This window comes from Streptomyces sp. NPDC046909, from assembly GCF_040644695.1.
GTDB lineage: Bacteria > Actinomycetota > Actinomycetes > Streptomycetales > Streptomycetaceae > Streptomyces.
On sequence record NZ_JBEYXC010000010.1, the window covers coordinates 1 to 17,217 of the forward strand.

14 protein-coding genes and 1 pseudogene are annotated in these 17,217 nt (G+C 70.4%); 10 read left to right on the forward strand and 5 right to left on the reverse strand.

Going from position 1 to position 17,217, the window contains the following annotated elements; genetic code table 11:
- From ABZ928_RS30455 to ABZ928_RS30465, 3 genes are all read right to left on the reverse strand, one after another.
- Positions 1-731 (reverse strand): 2-oxoacid:ferredoxin oxidoreductase subunit beta (locus tag ABZ928_RS30455; protein WP_361525880.1); only part of this gene is annotated, 731 nt, incomplete at its 3' end.
- Positions 724-2,652 (reverse strand): 2-oxoacid:acceptor oxidoreductase subunit alpha, encoded by a 1,929-nt coding sequence (locus ABZ928_RS30460; RefSeq protein WP_361525883.1) that lies wholly within the window; start codon positions 2,650-2,652, stop codon positions 724-726. The genes ABZ928_RS30455 and ABZ928_RS30460, both read right to left, overlap by 8 nt.
- A gap of 288 nt (positions 2,653-2,940) precedes the next feature.
- Positions 2,941-3,600 carry a response regulator transcription factor gene (locus tag ABZ928_RS30465; RefSeq protein WP_356443006.1) on the reverse strand — a complete coding sequence of 220 codons (660 nt, stop codon included), beginning with the start codon at positions 3,598-3,600 and terminating at the stop codon, positions 2,941-2,943.
- 267 nt (positions 3,601-3,867) lie between these two features.
- Between ABZ928_RS30465 and ABZ928_RS30470 the strand changes: the two genes are divergently transcribed.
- Positions 3,868-4,854, forward strand: a complete 987-nt coding sequence (locus ABZ928_RS30470) for a zinc-binding dehydrogenase (protein WP_361525886.1) — start codon at positions 3,868-3,870, stop codon at positions 4,852-4,854.
- A gap of 207 nt (positions 4,855-5,061) precedes the next feature.
- Here the strand turns inward: ABZ928_RS30470 and ABZ928_RS30475 are convergent, their stop codons facing one another.
- On the reverse strand, positions 5,062-6,408 hold the full coding sequence (locus ABZ928_RS30475) for a sensor histidine kinase (RefSeq protein ID WP_361525889.1): 1,347 nt from the start codon (positions 6,406-6,408) through the stop codon (positions 5,062-5,064).
- Positions 6,409-6,633: 225 nt separating this feature from the next.
- Complete coding sequence (locus ABZ928_RS30480; RefSeq protein WP_361525891.1) at positions 6,634-7,845, reverse strand: sensor domain-containing protein; 1,212 nt, start codon at positions 7,843-7,845, stop codon at positions 6,634-6,636.
- 209 nt (positions 7,846-8,054) lie between these two features.
- Between ABZ928_RS30480 and ABZ928_RS30485 the strand changes: the two genes are divergently transcribed.
- The 9 genes and pseudogenes from ABZ928_RS30485 to ABZ928_RS30525 all read left to right on the forward strand — a co-directional run bounded on the left by ABZ928_RS30485 (position 8,055) and on the right by ABZ928_RS30525 (position 17,215).
- Positions 8,055-8,495, forward strand: a complete 441-nt coding sequence (locus tag ABZ928_RS30485) for an NADH-quinone oxidoreductase subunit A (protein ID WP_361525894.1) — start codon at positions 8,055-8,057, stop codon at positions 8,493-8,495.
- Positions 8,486-9,280 (forward strand): NADH-quinone oxidoreductase subunit B family protein, encoded by a 795-nt coding sequence (locus ABZ928_RS30490; RefSeq protein ID WP_361525897.1) that lies wholly within the window; start codon positions 8,486-8,488, stop codon positions 9,278-9,280. Before ABZ928_RS30485 ends, ABZ928_RS30490 begins: the two co-directional genes overlap by 10 nt.
- Positions 9,277-10,680, forward strand: a complete 1,404-nt coding sequence (locus ABZ928_RS30495; RefSeq protein ID WP_361525900.1) for an NADH-quinone oxidoreductase subunit C — start codon at positions 9,277-9,279, stop codon at positions 10,678-10,680. Before ABZ928_RS30490 ends, ABZ928_RS30495 begins: the two co-directional genes overlap by 4 nt.
- Positions 10,677-11,645, forward strand: a complete 969-nt coding sequence (locus ABZ928_RS30500; RefSeq protein ID WP_361525903.1) for a complex I subunit 1 family protein — start codon at positions 10,677-10,679, stop codon at positions 11,643-11,645. The genes ABZ928_RS30495 and ABZ928_RS30500 overlap by 4 nt, the downstream gene beginning before the upstream one ends.
- A gap of 2 nt (positions 11,646-11,647) precedes the next feature.
- Positions 11,648-12,223, forward strand: coding sequence for an NADH-quinone oxidoreductase subunit I (locus ABZ928_RS30505; RefSeq protein WP_361525906.1), 576 nt, complete (start codon positions 11,648-11,650; stop codon positions 12,221-12,223).
- A gap of 56 nt (positions 12,224-12,279) precedes the next feature.
- A pseudogene (locus ABZ928_RS30510) lies at positions 12,280-12,900 on the forward strand (NADH-quinone oxidoreductase subunit J); the annotation flags it as partial.
- A gap of 356 nt (positions 12,901-13,256) precedes the next feature.
- Positions 13,257-13,643 carry an NADH-quinone oxidoreductase subunit NuoK gene (gene nuoK, locus ABZ928_RS30515; RefSeq protein ID WP_361525909.1) on the forward strand — a complete coding sequence of 129 codons (387 nt, stop codon included), beginning with the start codon at positions 13,257-13,259 and terminating at the stop codon, positions 13,641-13,643.
- On the forward strand, positions 13,640-15,634 hold the full coding sequence (locus ABZ928_RS30520; protein ID WP_361525912.1) for an NADH-quinone oxidoreductase subunit L: 1,995 nt from the start codon (positions 13,640-13,642) through the stop codon (positions 15,632-15,634). Before nuoK ends, ABZ928_RS30520 begins: the two co-directional genes overlap by 4 nt.
- A gap of 6 nt (positions 15,635-15,640) precedes the next feature.
- Positions 15,641-17,215 carry an NADH-quinone oxidoreductase subunit M gene (locus ABZ928_RS30525; protein ID WP_361525915.1) on the forward strand — a complete coding sequence of 525 codons (1,575 nt, stop codon included), beginning with the start codon at positions 15,641-15,643 and terminating at the stop codon, positions 17,213-17,215.
- Positions 17,216-17,217 lie beyond the last annotated feature (2 nt).

Below are 17,217 nucleotides of genomic sequence, written 5' to 3' on the forward strand. Positions count from 1 at the left end.
ATCACCGCCTCCTCCGCCTGCTGCTTGTCCTTCAGGGCCTCGAAGGCGCCGTCGTTGAAGATGTTGCAGTTCTGGTAGATCTCCACCAGCGCCGTACCCGGATGCGCGGCCGCCTGACGCAGCACCTCCGTCAGGTGCTTGCGGTCGGAGTCCACCGTCCGCGCCACGAAGGATGCCTCCGCGCCGATCGCCAGGGACACCGGGTTGAAGGGGGCGTCCAGGGAGCCCATCGGCGTCGACTTCGTGATCTTGCCGACCTCCGAAGTGGGGCTGTACTGGCCCTTTGTCAGGCCGTAGATCCTGTTGTTGAACAGCAAGATCTTCAGGTTCACGTTGCGGCGCAGGGCGTGGATCAGGTGGTTGCCGCCGATCGACAACGCGTCCCCGTCGCCCGTGACCACCCACACGCTCAAGTCCCGGCGTGACGTGGCCAGGCCCGTCGCGATCGCCGGCGCGCGGCCGTGGATGGAGTGCATGCCGTACGTGTTCATGTAGTACGGGAACCGCGACGAGCAGCCGATGCCCGAGACGAAGACGATGTTCTCCTTGGCCAGGCCCAGTTCCGGCATGAAGCCCTGTACCGCCGCGAGGATCGCGTAGTCACCGCAACCCGGGCACCAGCGGACCTCCTGGTCCGACTTGAAGTCCTTCATGGACTGCCGGCCCTCGGCCTTGGGGACGAGGGAAAGCGCCTCGATCGTGCCCGTGCCTTCCGTGGACGTCTCAGCCATCGATGGCCTCCTTGAGAGCCGTGGCGAGCTGCTCAGCCTTGAACGGCATGCCGTTCACCTGGTTGTACGAGTGGGCGTCGACCAGGTACTTCGCCCGGATCAGCGTGGCGAGCTGACCGAGGTTCATCTCGGGGATCACGACACGGTCGTAACGCTTCAACACCGTGCCGAGATTGCGCGGGAAGGGGTTGAGGTGGCGCAGATGGGCCTGCGCGATGGACTCCCCGGCCGACCGCAGCCGTCGTACCGCCGCGGTGATCGGGCCGTAGGTCGAGCCCCAGCCCAGTACCAGCGTGCTCGCGCCGTGCGGGTCGTCGATCTCCAGGTCGGGGACGTCGATGCCGTCGATCTTCGCCTGGCGGGTACGGACCATGAAGTCGTGGTTGGCGGGGTCGTAGGAGATGTTGCCCGTGCCGTCCTGCTTCTCGATGCCGCCGATGCGGTGCTCCAGGCCCGGCGTGCCCGGGATCGCCCACGGGCGGGCGAGGGTCTGGGGGTCGCGCTTGTACGGCCAGAAGACCTCGGTGCCGTCCTCCAGGGTGTGGTTCGGGCCCTGGGTGAACTGCACGGTCAGGTCCGGGAGTTCGTCGATCTCCGGGATCCGCCAGGGCTCGCTGCCGTTGGCCAGGTAGCCGTCCGACAGCAGCATCACCGGCGTGCGGTACTTCAGCGCGATGCGGGCCGCCTCCAGCGCCGCGTCGAAGCAGTCCGCCGGGGTGCACGGGGCGACGATCGGCACCGGCGCCTCGCCGTTGCGGCCGAACATCGCCTGGAGCAGATCCGCCTGCTCCGTCTTGGTCGGCAGACCGGTGGACGGGCCACCGCGCTGGATGTCGATCACCAGCAGCGGCAGTTCGAGGGAGACCGCGAGGCCGATGGTCTCCGACTTCAGCGCCACGCCGGGGCCCGACGTCGTCGTCACCGCGAGGCTGCCGCCGAACGCCGCGCCCAGCGCCGCGCCGATGCCCGCGATCTCGTCCTCCGCCTGGAAGGTCCGCACACCGAAGTTCTTGTGCTTGCTCAGCTCGTGCAGGATGTCCGAGGCGGGGGTGATCGGGTACGAGCCCAGGAACAGCGGCAGGTCCGCCTGGCGAGACGCGGTGACCAGCCCGTAGGACAGGGCGAGGTTCCCGGAGATGTTGCGGTAGGTGCCGGTCGGGAAGGCCTGGGCGGCCGGCGCGACCTCGTAGGAGACCGCGAAGTCCTCGGTCGTCTCGCCGAAGTTCCAGCCCGCCCGGAACGCGGCGATGTTCGCGGCCGCGATCTCCGGCTTCTTGGCGAACTTGGTGGTCAGGAACTTCTCGGTGCCCTCGGTCGGCCGGTGGTACATCCATGACAAGAGGCCGAGCGCGAACATGTTCTTGCTGCGCTCGGCCTCTTTGCGACTGAGGTCGAATTCCTTGAGGGCCTCGACGGTCAGCGTGGTCAGCGGCACCGGATGGAGGCTGTACCCGTCGAGGGAGCCGTCCTCCAGCGGCGAGGCCGCGTACCCCACTTTCTGCATCGCCCGCTTGGTGAACTCGTCCGTGTTGACGATGATCTCCGCGCCGCGCGGCAGATCGGCGATGTTCGCCTTCAGGGCGGCCGGGTTCATCGCGACCAGCACGTTCGGGGCGTCGCCCGGGGTCAGGATGTCGTGGTCGGCGAAGTGCAGCTGGAAGGAGGAGACGCCCGGCAGGGTTCCGGCAGGCGCCCGGATCTCGGCGGGGAAATTGGGGAGAGTGGACAGATCGTTTCCGAAGGAGGCCGTCTCGGAGGTGAAGCGGTCCCCGGTGAGCTGCATACCGTCACCGGAGTCCCCCGCGAAGCGGATGATCACCCGGTCGAGGCGGCGGACGTCCTTCGCCCCTGCCGGTTTGCGCTGCTCTCCCACGACGGCTTCGTCGGCCTGCTCCGCTGGGCTACTGACCTGGCTGGTCACTGAACTGGACCTCCCTCGAGGCGGCTGTCCGGGACAGGCCTTCCCGCAGGCCCACCCAGGATCAACCCTACGTCCGTAAGGGTCGCCTTCCTGTGGCCAATCGCATGATGGACACCATTTTGAGACGGCCCGTCGCCCTGACTTGTCATGATTTACTCGCCCCCCGGCGCTTCCCTACAAGACGCTCCCCGCTGGCGTTCGGTTCTAGGTTCGATCGTTGATCTCTCGCCGCACTCGCGCCCCGCTCGTCGAGCGGTGCACCCATACGGCTGACACGGTGTCAGTCCGTCAGGAGTTCAGATAGGTGAGGACCGCGAGAACGCGACGGTGATCCCCGTCACTCGGGGACAGCCCGAGCTTCAGAAAGATATTGCTGACGTGCTTCTCGACGGCACCGTCACTGACCACCAACTGCCGCGCGATCGCCGAGTTCGTCCGCCCCTCGGCCATCAGCCCCAGAACCTCCCGCTCCCGCGGGGTGAGTCCCGCGAGCACGTCCTGCTTCCGGCTGCGCCCGAGCAACTGCGCGACGACCTCGGGGTCCAGCGCCGTACCCCCTCCGGCGACCCGCACCACGGCATCCACGAACTCACGCACCTCGGCTACCCGGTCCTTGAGCAGATAGCCGACCCCGCGACTGGACCCGGCGAGCAGTTCCGTCGCATACCGCTCCTCCACGTACTGCGACAGCACGAGGACCCCCAGCCCCGGATGCGCCTTCCGAAGCTGTACGGCGGCCCGGACCCCTTCGTCGGTATGGGTGGGAGGCATCCGCACATCGGCGACGACGACATCGGGCAGCTCACCCTGGGCGTCCAGCTCGGTGATCGTCTTGATGAGCGCCTCCCCGTCGCCGACCCCCGCGACGACGTCGTGCCCGCGGTCGGTCAGCAGCCGGGTCAGCCCCTCCCTGAGCAGAACCGAATCCTCGGCGATGACCACCCGCACCCTGTCCTCCACGATCCTCGGCCCCCCACAGCCCCGACTCCGCGCCCGCCTCCCCGGCGGGCAAAGTCCAGCATTCCAGCATTCGCATCCGGGTGCGCCGGAGCAACGGGAATCGACCCGAATCCACGGGAATACGCGCACGGCACGGCGGGTTCCGGCCTCTCACAAGGCCGGTTGTCGATCATCAGTCGTTCGCGAAGGACGACGAGGGACGACGAGGGACGATCCCGAACACCGGACGATTCCGACCATCGAGGGGGAAGGCCCATGAGGGCGATCACATTCAAGGAGACCGGCGGACCGGAGGTACTGCACCTCGCGGACCTCCCCACCCCGACCCCCGGCCCCGGCGAGCTCCTGATCCGCGTCGCCTACGCGGGCGTCAACTACGGCGAGGTCCAGCACCGCCTCGGCGACTTCGGCTCACCGACGGGCGACACGGTGACGGGCCTGGAAGCGGCGGGCCACGTGGCGGAGCTCGGCGAGGGCGTGACCGGCGTATCCGTCGGCGACCGTGTCACCGCCTACCTCCCCGACGGCGGCGGCTACGCCGAGTACGCCGTCGTACCGGCCGCCTTCGCCTTCCCCCTCCCCGACACGGTGGACCTGCGCACCGGCGGAGGCGCGGCCCTGGTCCTGACCACGGCATACGGCGTCCTGGCGGGGGCGGCGCGCATCGCGCGGGGCGACACGGTACTGATCCACGCGGCGGCGGGCGGGGTGGGCGGGGCGGCGGCCCAGCTGGCCAGAGCGCTGGGGGCGAGTGCGGTGTACGGCACGGCAAGCACGCCGCAGAAGGCGGCCTACGCCCGCGACACCTTCGGCTACGACGACGTCCACGTCCGCGAGACCTTCCCGGAGTCGATCCTCGCGGCCACCGCAGGCCGAGGCGTGGACATCGTCCTCGACCCGATAGGCGGCCCCACCCGCCTGGCCAGCCTCGACGTCCTGGCCCCATTCGGCAGGATCGCGGTCTACGGCGAGGCAGCCCGCCATCCCGACCTCACCCTCCCGATCCTCCCCCTCTGGAAAAACAACCGCACCCTCACCGGCTACAACATCGGCGACCTCTCCCGCCGCACCCCCGAAACCCTCCGCCACCACGCCCTCAGCGCCCTGTCCCTGGCGGCCTCCGGCGACGTACGGATCGACATCACGGAGGAGTACGAACTGGGGGAGGCGGCGGAGGCACATCGACTGCTGGGGGAGGGGCGGAACAGGGGGAAGGTGGTGTTGAGGGTGGCGGGGGAGTAGGGGGGCGGGGCTGAGTTTGTCGATGCCGGTCCAGGTATTTCAGCCCGTCCGGCGTTTGAGGACGAGGCCCTTTAAGGGCCGAAAAGGCGGGGTCTGGGGGCGCAGCCCCCAGGGACGCGGGGTCGAAGGGGCGGCAGCCCCTGGAGGATGGGACGGGTAGGGGCGGCGGGGGCGAAAACAGCCCCGCCGCCCACCGGCCGCACCCCCTCACCCCAACGCCCGCTCCCCCCGCCAAGGCAACTCCGCAGTAACCCGCGTAGGCCCCCCCACCGGCGAATCCACCACCAATATCCCGTCCACCGCGTCCAACCGCTCCGCCAGCCCCGCCAACCCGGACCCCGCAGCCGTCGAAGCCCCACCCACCCCGTTGTCCACCACCTGCAACATCAGCCGGTTCTCCACCCGCCACACATCCACCGCCGCCCACGTGGCCCGCGCATGCTTACTGATGTTCTGCAACAGCTCGGACACCGTGAAATACGCGATCCCCTCGATCGCAGGCGCCGGCCGTTCCACCAGATCCACCTCCACCTGCACCGGCACAGTGCACCGCGAGGCCACGGCGGACAGCGCCGCATCCAGCCCCCGATCCGTCAGCACCGCGGGATGAATCCCCCGCGCCAGATCCCGCAGCTCCTGAAGCGCCGTCTTCACCTCACCGTGCGCCTCGTCCACCATCCGGGCCGCCGCCTCCGGATCCTCCGCGAGCTTCTCCTTCGCCAGCCCCAGATCCATGGCCAACGCCACGAGCCGAGCCTGCGCCCCGTCATGCAGATCCCGCTCGATCCGCCGCAGATCGGAGGCCGCCGTATCGACGACGACCCCCCGGTCCGACTCCAGCTCCACCACCCGCGTGGCCAGCCGCGACGGCCCGAGCAGCCCGTGCACCATGACCCGGTCCACCATCGTCAGCGCCCGCACGATCCACGGCGTGGCCAGCGTGAACAGCAGCCCGACCAGCGCGGTGACCCCGATCTCGAAGGGGTTGTCGAGATAGATCCGATGAGTCCCGTCGCCGTACAGCTGAAGCCCGTCCTGCCCGCCGTACATCGGGAAGAGCCAGAACCACAGCGGATATGTCAGCAGCGCCCACCCGTACGCCCAGAAGCTCACGGCGACCACGAACGAGAACACCGCCCACGGCAGATGGATCACGGAGTACAGCAGCGTCCGCCAGGAGGTGCCGCTCTTGAGCACGGCCCCCATCCAGGCGAGGAACCCGCTGCCGCGCATCCGCAGCGGCTCAGGATCGGCGACCTCCAGCCGCAGCAGCCCCCGCGCCCGCACCCGCTCCATCGCGCCGAACCCCCGGCACCCGGCGAGCCCCGCCGCCAGCACCGGGATCCCGAGGAAGGTCACCAGCAGCCCGGCGCCGATCGCCACCATCGTGACGGCGTACGTGAACAGCACGATGCTGATCGGCAGGCTGAGCAGCACATATCCGAACTCCCGCCAGGTGCGCCCCTCGAACGGCGCCCGCAGCCCCGCGGGCAGCCGGCGCCGCCGCGGCGCCTCGTCGAGGAACCCGTAGCTCTGTCCGTAGTCCGTGGCCATCGGCGTTCGTCCTTCTCTCGTCCCGCGCCTGGGGTGTCCGGAGCGTGATGTCGCTGTCGTACCTCCACCCTGCTCGGCCGCAGGTCCACGAGCCATGGAGTCCGTCGGCGTCTTGGAAGGGGGGTTTTCCCTACCTACGACCGCACCACCGACGCCGACCGTCACCGAAGCCGCTCACCGCCGACCGCCACAACGGCGGTCACCACTGGCCGGCACCGCTGACCGTCACCGATGCCCGCCGTCGAACGACCGGTCCCGCCAGGGCAACTCCGCCGTCACCGTCGTAGGCCCGCCCTGCGGCGAATCGATGACGAACAACCCGTCCACGGCGTCGAGCCGCTCCGCGAGCCCCCGCATCCCGGTGCCACCGTCGAGGCGCGCACCCCCGCGGCCGTCGTCCCAGACCTGGATGAGCAACCGCTCCTCGGTCCGCCACACATCGACGGACGCCGACCGCGCCCCACTGTGCTTGCTGACGTTCTGCAGCAGCTCGGAGACGGTGAAGTAGGCGATGCCCTCGATGGCCGCGGCCGGCCGGGCGTCCAGGTCCGCCGTCACCTTCACCGGCACCGTGCAGCGCGAGGCGACCGAGGACAGCGCGGCGTCGAGCCCGCGGTCGGTGAGTACGGCGGGATGGATGCCGCGTGCCAGATCCCGCAGCTCCTGCAACGCCAGCTTCACCTCGCCGTGCGCCTCCTCGACCATCGCCTGCGCGTACTCCGGGTCCTCAAGGAGCTTCTCCTTCGCCAGGCCGAGCCCCATGGCGAGGTTGACCAGCCGGGCCTGCGCCCCGTCGTGCAGATCCCGCTCGATCCGCCGCAGGTCGGCCGCGGCCGTGTCGACCACGACCCCCCGGTCGGACTCGAGTTCGGCGATACGGCGCTCCAGCTCATCGGAGGGCGACAGCAGCCCGCGCACCATCGCCCGGTCGGCGTTGGTCAGCCCCCGCGCGATGTACGGCAGCACCGGCCACAGCACGAACAACGAGGTCAGCGTGATGGTGAAGGTCAGGATGCCCCAGGGCAGCCGGATGAAGTCGTACAGGATCGTCCGCCAGCCCACCGGGTCCTTCAGCATCATCCACAGCTGCTGGAAGAAGCCCGAGTTCTTGGTCCGCAGCGGCAACGGGCTCGGCTCGTCGATCCGCACCCCGAGCAGCGCCCGCGCCCGCCGCCGCTCCAGCGCACCCAGCCTCCGCGCCCCCATCAGCCCGGCCGCCAGCAACGGGAACCCGATCACCGTCACCGTCAGCCAGGCACCGGTGAACAGCACCGTCACCACATAGATGAACCCGAACAACGCCACCGGGAAGTTCAACAGGAGATGCGCGATCTCCTTCCAGGTGTGCGCGTCATAGGCGAAGCGGACGGGCGGAAGCGGCGATACGTTCTCGGCCTGCCTCTCGGCCGGGCGGGAATCTCTGAGGCGTTCGGTCATATGGGCTAGCGTGCCGCGCGGCGCGCCCCGACGCCATGAGGCGGACCGCCGCGCTGCCCTGGGGAAAACCCCACCTCGGCATCTCAAGCCGATCTCAAGCCGTGACGGGCTGCTTACGGTCTCTTTAGCAGGCCCTAGACTCCCGTGCGTACAGATCGTCGAACAGCCGTGTCCAAGAGACACGGATGGTGTTCATGCGGATGTTGTTCATGGGGACTCGGACAGGGAGCGAGGGGACGGACGTGCCGGATCCGACCGTCGGGTCGACCGTCGTCGTAGCGGCGGACTACTTCCAGTCGTACTCGGTCGTCGGACTGCTCGCCGTCGTCGGCGTGCTGTTCGTCGCCGTCGCCTTCGGCGCGGGCCGCCTGCTGCGCCCCGTCGTCCCGACCCCCGAGAAGCTCCTGACGTACGAGTGCGGCGTCGACCCCGTCGGCGAGGGCTGGGCCCACACCCAGGTCCGCTACTACGTCTACGCCTTCCTCTACGTCATCTTCGCCGTCGACTCGATCTTCCTGTTCCCCTGGGCCACGGTCTTCGCCGCCCCCGGCTACGGCGCCACCACCCTCGTCGAGATGTTCATCTTCCTCGGCTTCCTGGCCGTGGGCCTGCTGTACGCATACAAGAAGGGCGTCCTGACATGGGCGTGACGCCAGAAGCGACGCCAGAAGCGACGTCGGGAGTGACCCCCTCAGTGACCTCGCCGGAGCCCGTCCTGCTCCCGGAGCCGAAGCGCCTGGGCGCCCTCGCCCGCCTCGCCCCCGAGCCGATGAAGGTGGTCCTCAACTGGGGCCGCCGCTACTCCCTCTGGGTCTTCAACTTCGGCCTCGCCTGCTGCGCGATCGAGTTCATCGCCGCGTCCATGGCCCGCCACGACTTCATCCGCCTCGGCGTCATCCCCTTCGCACCCGGGCCCCGCCAGGCCGACCTGATGGTGGTCTCGGGCACCGTCACGGACAAGATGGCCCCCGCCGTGAAGCGCCTCTACGAACAGATGCCGGAACCGAAGTACGTCATCTCCTTCGGCGCCTGCTCCAACTGCGGCGGCCCCTACTGGGACTCCTACTCCGTCACCAAGGGCGTCGACCAGATCATCCCGGTCGACGTCTACGTCCCCGGCTGCCCGCCCCGCCCCGAGGCGCTCCTCCAGGGCATCCTCAAACTCCAGGAGAAGATCGCTCGGGAGTCACTGGGGGAGCGGTACGGCGTGACCGCACCGCGCGCTTCGGTCGGGGCGCTGCAGAGCGGACTGGTGAAGGCCCCGGAGACAGGTCCGACGGCGACGGGATCGGGTTCGGGTTCGGGTTCGGTGACAGGTTCGGCGCCGGGCACGCCGGACGCAGGTACGGGTACGGGTACGGGTACGGGTACGGGTACGGCCAACGGCCCCGCTCCGGACACGGACCCCACCTCGGCCCCCGGGGAGGAACGATGACCGAGGCCGGCTGGCTGCCCGCCCCCGCCGAGGAACTCTTCGGCACGGAGGCCACGGCCGAGGAGTCCTACGAGGTCCTGACCGTGGACGTCCCACCGACGTCCTGGCTCACCGCACTCTCAACGGCCCGCGACGAGCTCGGCTGCACCTACTTCGACTGGCTGAGCGCCGTCGACGAACCGGGCACAGGCTTCCGCGTAGCCGCGCACGTAGTCGCGCTCTCGCCTCCCCCCATCCGCCGCCTGCTCCTGCGCACGACCGTCCCGCACGAGTCCCCGACCCTCCCCAGCGCCGTCGACGTGTTCGCGGGCGCCGCCTGGCACGAACGCGAGACGCACGAAATGTTCGGCGTCGACTTCGAGGGCCACCCCGCCCTGAACCACCTCCTCCTCCCCGAGAACTTCGAGGGCCACCCCCTCCGCAAGGACTTCGTCCTCGCGGCCCGGGTCGCCAAGGCCTGGCCCGGCGCCAAGGAACCGGGCGAGTCCGACCACGGCGGCCCCAAGCGCCGCCAAATGCTCCCCCCAGGCGTCCCCGACCCCAACGAATGGGGCCCCCTGAAGGGCCAACTCCCCCCACCCCCAGCCCGCCCCACCCGCACAACAGGCCCCCGCCCAACAACCGAACGCCCCCTGCGCCGCACCCGCACAACAGCGGAGGGCTCAGCGAGCCAGACGGAGACCCCGAGCACGCCGGGTACGCCGAGCACGCCGGGTGGGTCCGGTGCGCCGGCTGCGGGGCCGCGCCGTGCGCGTACGGCGGCGGAGGGCTCGGCCAGCCAGTCGGAGGCTCCCTCGCCTTCGGGAACACCGTCCGCCGGGCCGCGCCGTGCCCGTACAGCGGCGGAAGGTTCAGCCAGCCAGGCGGCGACGCCAGCGACGCCAGGTACGCCCGAGGCACCGGCCGCGGGACCCCGTCGTGCCCGTACAGCCGCGGAAGGCTCAGCAAGCCAGACGGCCGCGGCTCCCGACGCGCCGTCGCCGTCGACCACCGACGCCGAGGCCTCCCCGTCGGAGACCAGCTCGCCCCCGTCGGCTCCCGACACCCCGCCCACCCCGTCCCGTACGCGCAGTGCGGACGCCCCGTGGCATCACGCCCGCCCGGCCTTCGACGAACCCGAGCCCGAGCCCGAGCCAGAACCCGAAGCCAAGCCGACCCCGGACCCGGTGCCGCCCACAGAGCCCGGTCCGACCTCGGAGTCTGAGCCGCAGCCGCAGCCGCAGCCGCAGCCGCAGCCGCAGCCGCAGCCGCAGCCGCAGCCGCAGCCGCAGCCGGAATCGGAGTCCCGGTCCGACGACGACTCCACCACGGTCCCCGAAGAACCCCCGGGAGCCGCCCGAAAGCCTGAGCACCCCGGAAAACCCGAAGCTCCCGAAAACCCCGCAGGAGGCCCGCAGTGAACGACGCTCTCGACGTCGCCCTGCGACTCCTGATCGTCTTCGTCGTCTTCCTCACCTTCCCCCTGATCGTCGGCCAGACCGAACACAAGGTCATGGCTCACATGCAGGGCCGCCTCGGCCCCATGTACGCCGGCGGCTTCCACGGCTGGGCCCAACTCGTCGCGGACGGCGTGAAGTTCGCGCAGAAGGAAGACGTCGTACCCGCGGGCGCGGACCGCCGTATCTTCCAACTCGCCCCTGCCGTGGCCCTCCTGCCCTACCTCCTGGTCCTCCTCGCCATCCCCATCGGCCCGAGCGAGGGCGCCGTCGGCGAGGTCATCGACGCGGGCGTCTTCTTCGTCCTGGCCGTCATGGGCGTCGGCGTCCTCGGCTCACTCATGGCCGGCTGGGCCAGCGCCAACAAGTTCTCCCTCCTCGGCGGCCTCCGCACCGCCGCCCAGCTCCTCGCCTACGAACTCCCGATGCTGCTCACCGCCGCCTCCGTCGCGATGGCGGCCGGCACGGTCTCCCTCCCGGGGATCGTCGACGCCTTCGAGTGGTGGTGGCTGCCCTGGCAGATCGTCGGCGCGATCGTCTTCTTCATCGCCGGCCTCGCCGAACTCCAGCGCCCGCCCTTCGACATGCCCGTCGCCGACTCGGAGATCATCTTCGGCGCGTACACCGAGTACACCGGCCTCCGCTTCGCGCTGTTCCTCCTCGCCGAGTACGCCGGGATCATCGTCCTGTGCGGCCTGACCACGGTCCTCTTCCTGGGCGGCTGGCACGGCCCGTGGGGCGCCGACGGTCTCGGCTGGGTCTGGACCCTGCTGAAGACCGCGATCCTCGCCTTTCTCGTGATCTGGCTCCGCGTCACCTATCCCCGCCTGCGCGAGGACCAGCTCCAGAAGCTCTCCTGGACCCTCCTCGTCCCCCTTTCCCTCGCCCAGATCGCCCTCACCGGCATCGTCAAGGTGGTGATCCAGTAACCATGGCTGAGCCTCTCCCGCCCACCCGGCCCCGCATTCCTGGCAGCGGCCTCGCCAAGGGCCTGGCCGTCACCCTCCGGACGATGACGAAGAAGACGGTCACCGAGCAGTACCCCGAGGTCCAGCCCGACCTCCCGCCCCGCACCCGTGGCGTCATCGGCCTGTTCGAGGAGAACTGCACGGTCTGCATGCTGTGCGCCCGGGAGTGCCCGGACTGGTGCATCTACATCGACTCCCACAAGGAGACGGTCCCGCCCGCCGCCCCCGGTGGCCGTGAGCGCAGCCGCAACGTCCTCGACCGCTTCGCCATCGACTTCTCCCTGTGCATGTACTGCGGTATCTGCATCGAGGTCTGTCCTTTCGACGCCCTGTTCTGGTCCCCGGAGTTCGAGTACGCCGAGACCGACATCCGCGAACTCACCCACGAGCGCGACAAGCTCCGCGAGTGGATGTGGACCGTCCCGGCCCCGCCCGCCCTCGACCCCGCCGCCGAGGAGCCGAAGGAGGTCGCGGCCGCCCGCAAGACCGCCGAGAAGCTGGCGGCGACTCAGGCCGAACCGCAGGAGGGAGACGCGTGAGCCCCGCTTCCGTACCCCTCACCCCGGCCGCCACCGGGACCCGCGGCTTCCTCACCATGGCCGCCACGGAAACCCACGGCTTTCTCTCCCCGACCGGCGTCGAGATCGCCTTCCTCCTCGTCGGCCTGGTCACCTTCGGCGCCGCGCTCGTCACGGTGACCACCCGGCAGCTGGTGCACGCCGCGCTCTGGCTGGTGGTGACCCTCGGCGGACTCGCCGTCGAGTACCTCCTGCTCACCGCCGAGTTCATCGCCTGGGTGCAGGTCCTCATCTACGTCGGTTCCGTGGTCGTCCTCCTTCTTTTCGGTCTGATGCTCACCAAGGCCCCCATCGGCCGCTCCCCGGACGCCGACTCCGGCAACCGCTGGGCCGCCCTCACGGTCGCCGTCGCCTCCGCCGCCGCCCTGGTCTGGGTCGTCGTCGACGCTTTCCGCGCGACCTGGATCGACCTGGACGGCCCCGCCGCCGGCTCGACGGAGGCCACCGGAGCGAGCCTCTTCCAGAACTGGGTCCTCCCCTTCGAGGCCCTCTCCGTTCTCCTCCTCGCGGCCCTGGTCGGCGCGATCGTCCTGTCCCGCAAGGCGAAGTCGGAGTCGAGCTCTCCCCCTGTGAACTCCCGGCCCGCGACCGGTAGTTCCCCATCCGCCCCGAATTCCCGCAATCACCCGATCGGGCGAAACAAACGGGTCGAGCGAACCGGGCCGACCGGGTCAGGCACCGCAGCCGAGCCCGGCACTCGTGGTGAGTCCGGAGCTCGTGCTGAGTCAGGTACTCGCGGTGAATCCGGTACCGGCGGCGAGTCCAGCTCCCGCGTCGACCCCGGCACCCTCATCGACTCCGACACCTCAGCCGACCCCGCCACCGAGGCTGTAACCGCCACCCGTATCGAGCCCGGCCCCCCAGCCGGGCCCGGCACCCGTGTGGAGCCCAGCGCCTCGGCGGAGCCCGGCACCCCGGTCGAACCAGGCCCTCAGGCCGAGCCCCGCACCCCCGCCCCGCGTCCCACCCCGGCCGAGCAGGAAGGTGCCCGCTGATGCACCTCGCCTATCCCGCCGTACTCTCCGCCCTCCTCTTCTGCACCGGCCTCTACGGCGTCCTCGCCCGCCGCAACGCGATCCTGGTCCTGATGTCGGTCGAGCTGATGCTCAACGCCGTCAACCTCAACCTGGTCGCCTTCGACGTCTGGCTCAGCAGGACCGCCGAGGAGACCCTGCACTCCGGTCAGGCGCTGACGCTGTTCACCATCGCCATCGCCGCCGCCGAGATCGGCATCGGCCTGGCGATCGTCCTCGCCGTCTACCGCAACCGCGGCACCTCGGACATCGACAAGCTCCGCGACACCGCCGAGGGCCACGAGCCCGAAGGCCCCGACTCCGACGGCGACGCCCCCGCGGCCGAGAAGGCTGAGGCCACCGCGTGACCACGACCACCCTCGCCGTCCTCGTCCCCCTCCTTCCGTTCCTGGGCGCGGCCGCCGGCCTGCTCCTGGGCCGCACCGCCCCCGGCTTCGTCCGCCCGCTCGCCGTACTGCCCCCGCTCGCCTCTCTCGTACTGGCCGCCCTGGTCGCCGTACGCCAGGGCGGAGACGAGGCCGTCGACGCGGCCACCGAGCTCACACCCACCGGTTCCGTCCCGATCGAACTCGCCCTGCACATCGACGGCTTCGCCGCCCTGGTCGCCGTACTCGTCGGCCTCGTCGCGACCTGCGTGCAGATCTACTCGACGGGCTATCTGCGCGACGACCCCCGCTACCCCTCCTACGCCGCTCTGGTCTCCCTCTTCACCGCCGCCATGCTCCTCGTCGTCTACTCCGGCGACCTGATGGTGCTGCTGGTCGGCTGGGAGATCATGGGCATCTGCTCGTACTTCCTGGTCGGCCACTACTGGGAGACCCCGGAGGCCCGCGCCGCCTCCATCAAGGCCTTCCTGGTCACCAAGCTCGGCGACGTCCCCTTCCTCATCGGCCTGTTCGCCCTCGCCACCGACGCCGGCTCCTTCCGCATCACGAAGGTCCTCGGCGCCGTCGCGCACGACGGGCTCGACCACCCGACGCTGATCGCCCTGCTGCTGCTCGCGGGCGTGGCCGGCAAGTCGGCGCAGTTCCCGCTGCACACCTGGCTCCCGGACGCGATGGCGGGCCCCACGCCCGTCTCCGCGCTGATCCACGCCGCGACCATGGTCGCCGCCGGTGTCTACTTCATCGCCCGTCTCCTCCCGGTCTTCGAGGCTTCGCAGGCCGCGATGGTCGTCCTCGCCGTCATGGCCGGCGTCACGATGCTCGGTTCGGCGCTCGCCGCACTCGCCCAGGACGACATCAAGCGCGTCCTCGCGTACTCGACGATCGGGCAGCTCGGCTACATGACCGGCGCCCTCGCCGTCGGCGACCGCGGTGCCGCCGTCTTCCACCTCCTGTCGCACGGCGCCTTCAAGGCGCTGCTGTTCCTCGCGGCGGGCGTGATCATCCACGCCGCCGGCACCAACTCGCTGGCCGCGATGTCCCGCATGGGCCATCTGCGCGACCGCGTCCCCGACGCGTTCTGGACGATGACCGTGGCGCTCCTCGCGCTCGCCGCGATCCCGCCCTTCAGCGGCTTCTTCTCCAAGGAGTCCGTCCTCGGCGCCGCCGAGCACGTCGCCACCGGCCACACCGAGCACGCCCCCGGCGCGGCGGGCTGGCTCGTCCTCGTCGCCGGGCTGCTCACGGCCCTGCTCACCGCGGCGTACGCGACCCGCCTGTGGCTGCTGGCCTTCCACGGCCGGGGGGCCGAGGCCCCCGACCACGGCCGTCAGCCGCTCACCATGACCACGGTCCTGTGGATCCTCGCGATCCCGTCCCTCGCCGTCGGCGGACTCGCCTACCGCGTGCTGCCCGACTGGTTCGACGGCAACGACCTCGCCCCGACCCTCACCACGTCCGTCCTCGGCACCGGCGTCGCCCTGGTCGGCGGCATCGTCACCTACGCCGCCTGGCGGCACACCACGGCCCTCGCCGCCCGCATCCCGCTGGGCGCGGTCGCCGCCCACCCGGACGGCGACGCCGGACTCGTCGAGGCCGAGGCCATCGCCAGCCACGAGCCCGCCTACGGGGACGTGGCCTACGCGCCCGACCCCGCGGACCCGGGCCGTCTGCTGCTCGGCCCGCTGCACCGGCACGCGGCCGTCGGCTTTCACCTCGACGCCGTGTACTCGGCCCTCTTCGTCCGACCGGTCCAGGCCGCCGCCGCCCTCGTACGGTTCCTCGACCGCGAGGTCGTGGAGACCTACGTACGCGGCGCCGGCGCCCTGCCGCGGCTGCTGGGCGCGGCCGTACGGCGGGCCCAGACCGGCAATGTGCAGACCTATGTGAGCGCGCTGCTCGCCGGCACCGTCGTCCTGGTGGTCGCCGCCGTCCTCGTCGCCACGGGAGCGTGAGCAGGCGTGATCGATATCAACGAGTCCGTGACGCAGTTCCTTCTGGCGTTCATCGTCGTCGGCCCGCTCCTGGGCGCCGTCGCCGCCCTGCTGCCGGCCCCGCCCGGACTGAAGGGGAAGTCGCCCGAGCAGGCCGTGCTGCGGCACGGCGTGACCGTGACCGGCGTGATCCTCGTCGCCGCGATCGTCCTCGCGCTCGGCTTCGACCACGACCACCCGTCGAAGATGCAGGCCACGACCGACATCAGCTGGATTCCCGCACTCGACGTGCGCATCCACCTCGGCATCGACGGCATCTCCCTCCCCCTTCTGGTCCTGACCGCGCTGCTGACCTTCCTCTGCGCGCTCTACTCGTACTTCAAGATGCCTTCGGGCCCGACCCCGAAGGCCTTCGTCGCACTGCTGCTGGTCCTCGAGTCCGGCACCCTCGCGACCTTCGCCGTCCTCGACCTGCTGCTGTTCTTCCTGGCGTTCGAGATGGTGCTCATCCCGATGTACTTCCTCATCGCCCGCTGGGGCGGCGAGGGCAGGACCCAGGCGGCGTGGCGGTTCATCCTCTACACGCTGCTCGGATCCGTGGTCATGCTGCTCGGCCTGCTCCTGATCGGGATCAAGGCGGGCACATTCGACATGGTGGCACTCGCCACTGACAACGGCCGGTCGCTGACCACATCCGTGCAGGTCATCGCCGTTCTGGCGATCGGGATCGGGCTCGCGGTGAAGACCCCGATGTGGCCCCTGCACAGCTGGCTGCCCGACGCCCACACCGCCGCCCCGACCGTCGGCTCGGTCCTGCTGGCCGGCGTCCTGCTGAAGATGGGCACGTACGGGTTCGTCCGGATCCTTCTCCCCATCGCTCCCGACGGCTTCGCCGACTTCGCGCCCTACCTCGCCTCCTTCGCCGTCGTCGGGATCATCTACGGATCCCTCGCCTGCCTGGCCCTCGCCAAACAGGGCGCGAAGGGCGACCTCAAGCGCCTCATCGCCTACTCCTCAGTCGGCCACATGGGCTTCGTCCTGCTCGGCATCGCCACGATGACCCCGACCGGCGTGAACGGCGCCCTCTTCGCCAACATCGCCCACGGCCTCATCACCGGCCTCCTGTTCTTCCTGGTCGGCGCGCTCAAGGACCGTACGGGCAGCACCGACCTCGACGCCCTCGCCGAGCAGACCGGCGCCGCGCTCTACGGCAAGGCACCCCGCCTCGGCGGCCTGCTCGCATTCGCCGCCGTGGCCTCCCTCGGCCTGCCCGGCCTCGCCGGATTCTGGGGCGAGATGCTGGCCCTGTTCGGCGCGTTCGACCCCGCCGACGGCCTCAGCCGCCCGGCGTTCCTCACATTCATGGCGATCGCGGCCTTCGGCACCCTCCTCACGGCCGCCTACCTCCTCGTCGTGGTCCGCCGCGTGTGCATGGGCGCCGTACCTCAGGACGCCCCGAAGCTCGCCGACGTCCAGACGTACGAGTTCGCGGCCTGGACGCCGCTCGTCGCCCTCACCGTCGTAGCCGGCCTGTGGCCGAAGGCCCTCCTGGGCCTGACCGACCCGGCCGTACAGCAGCTCCTCGCAGGAGGCACCCGATGAGC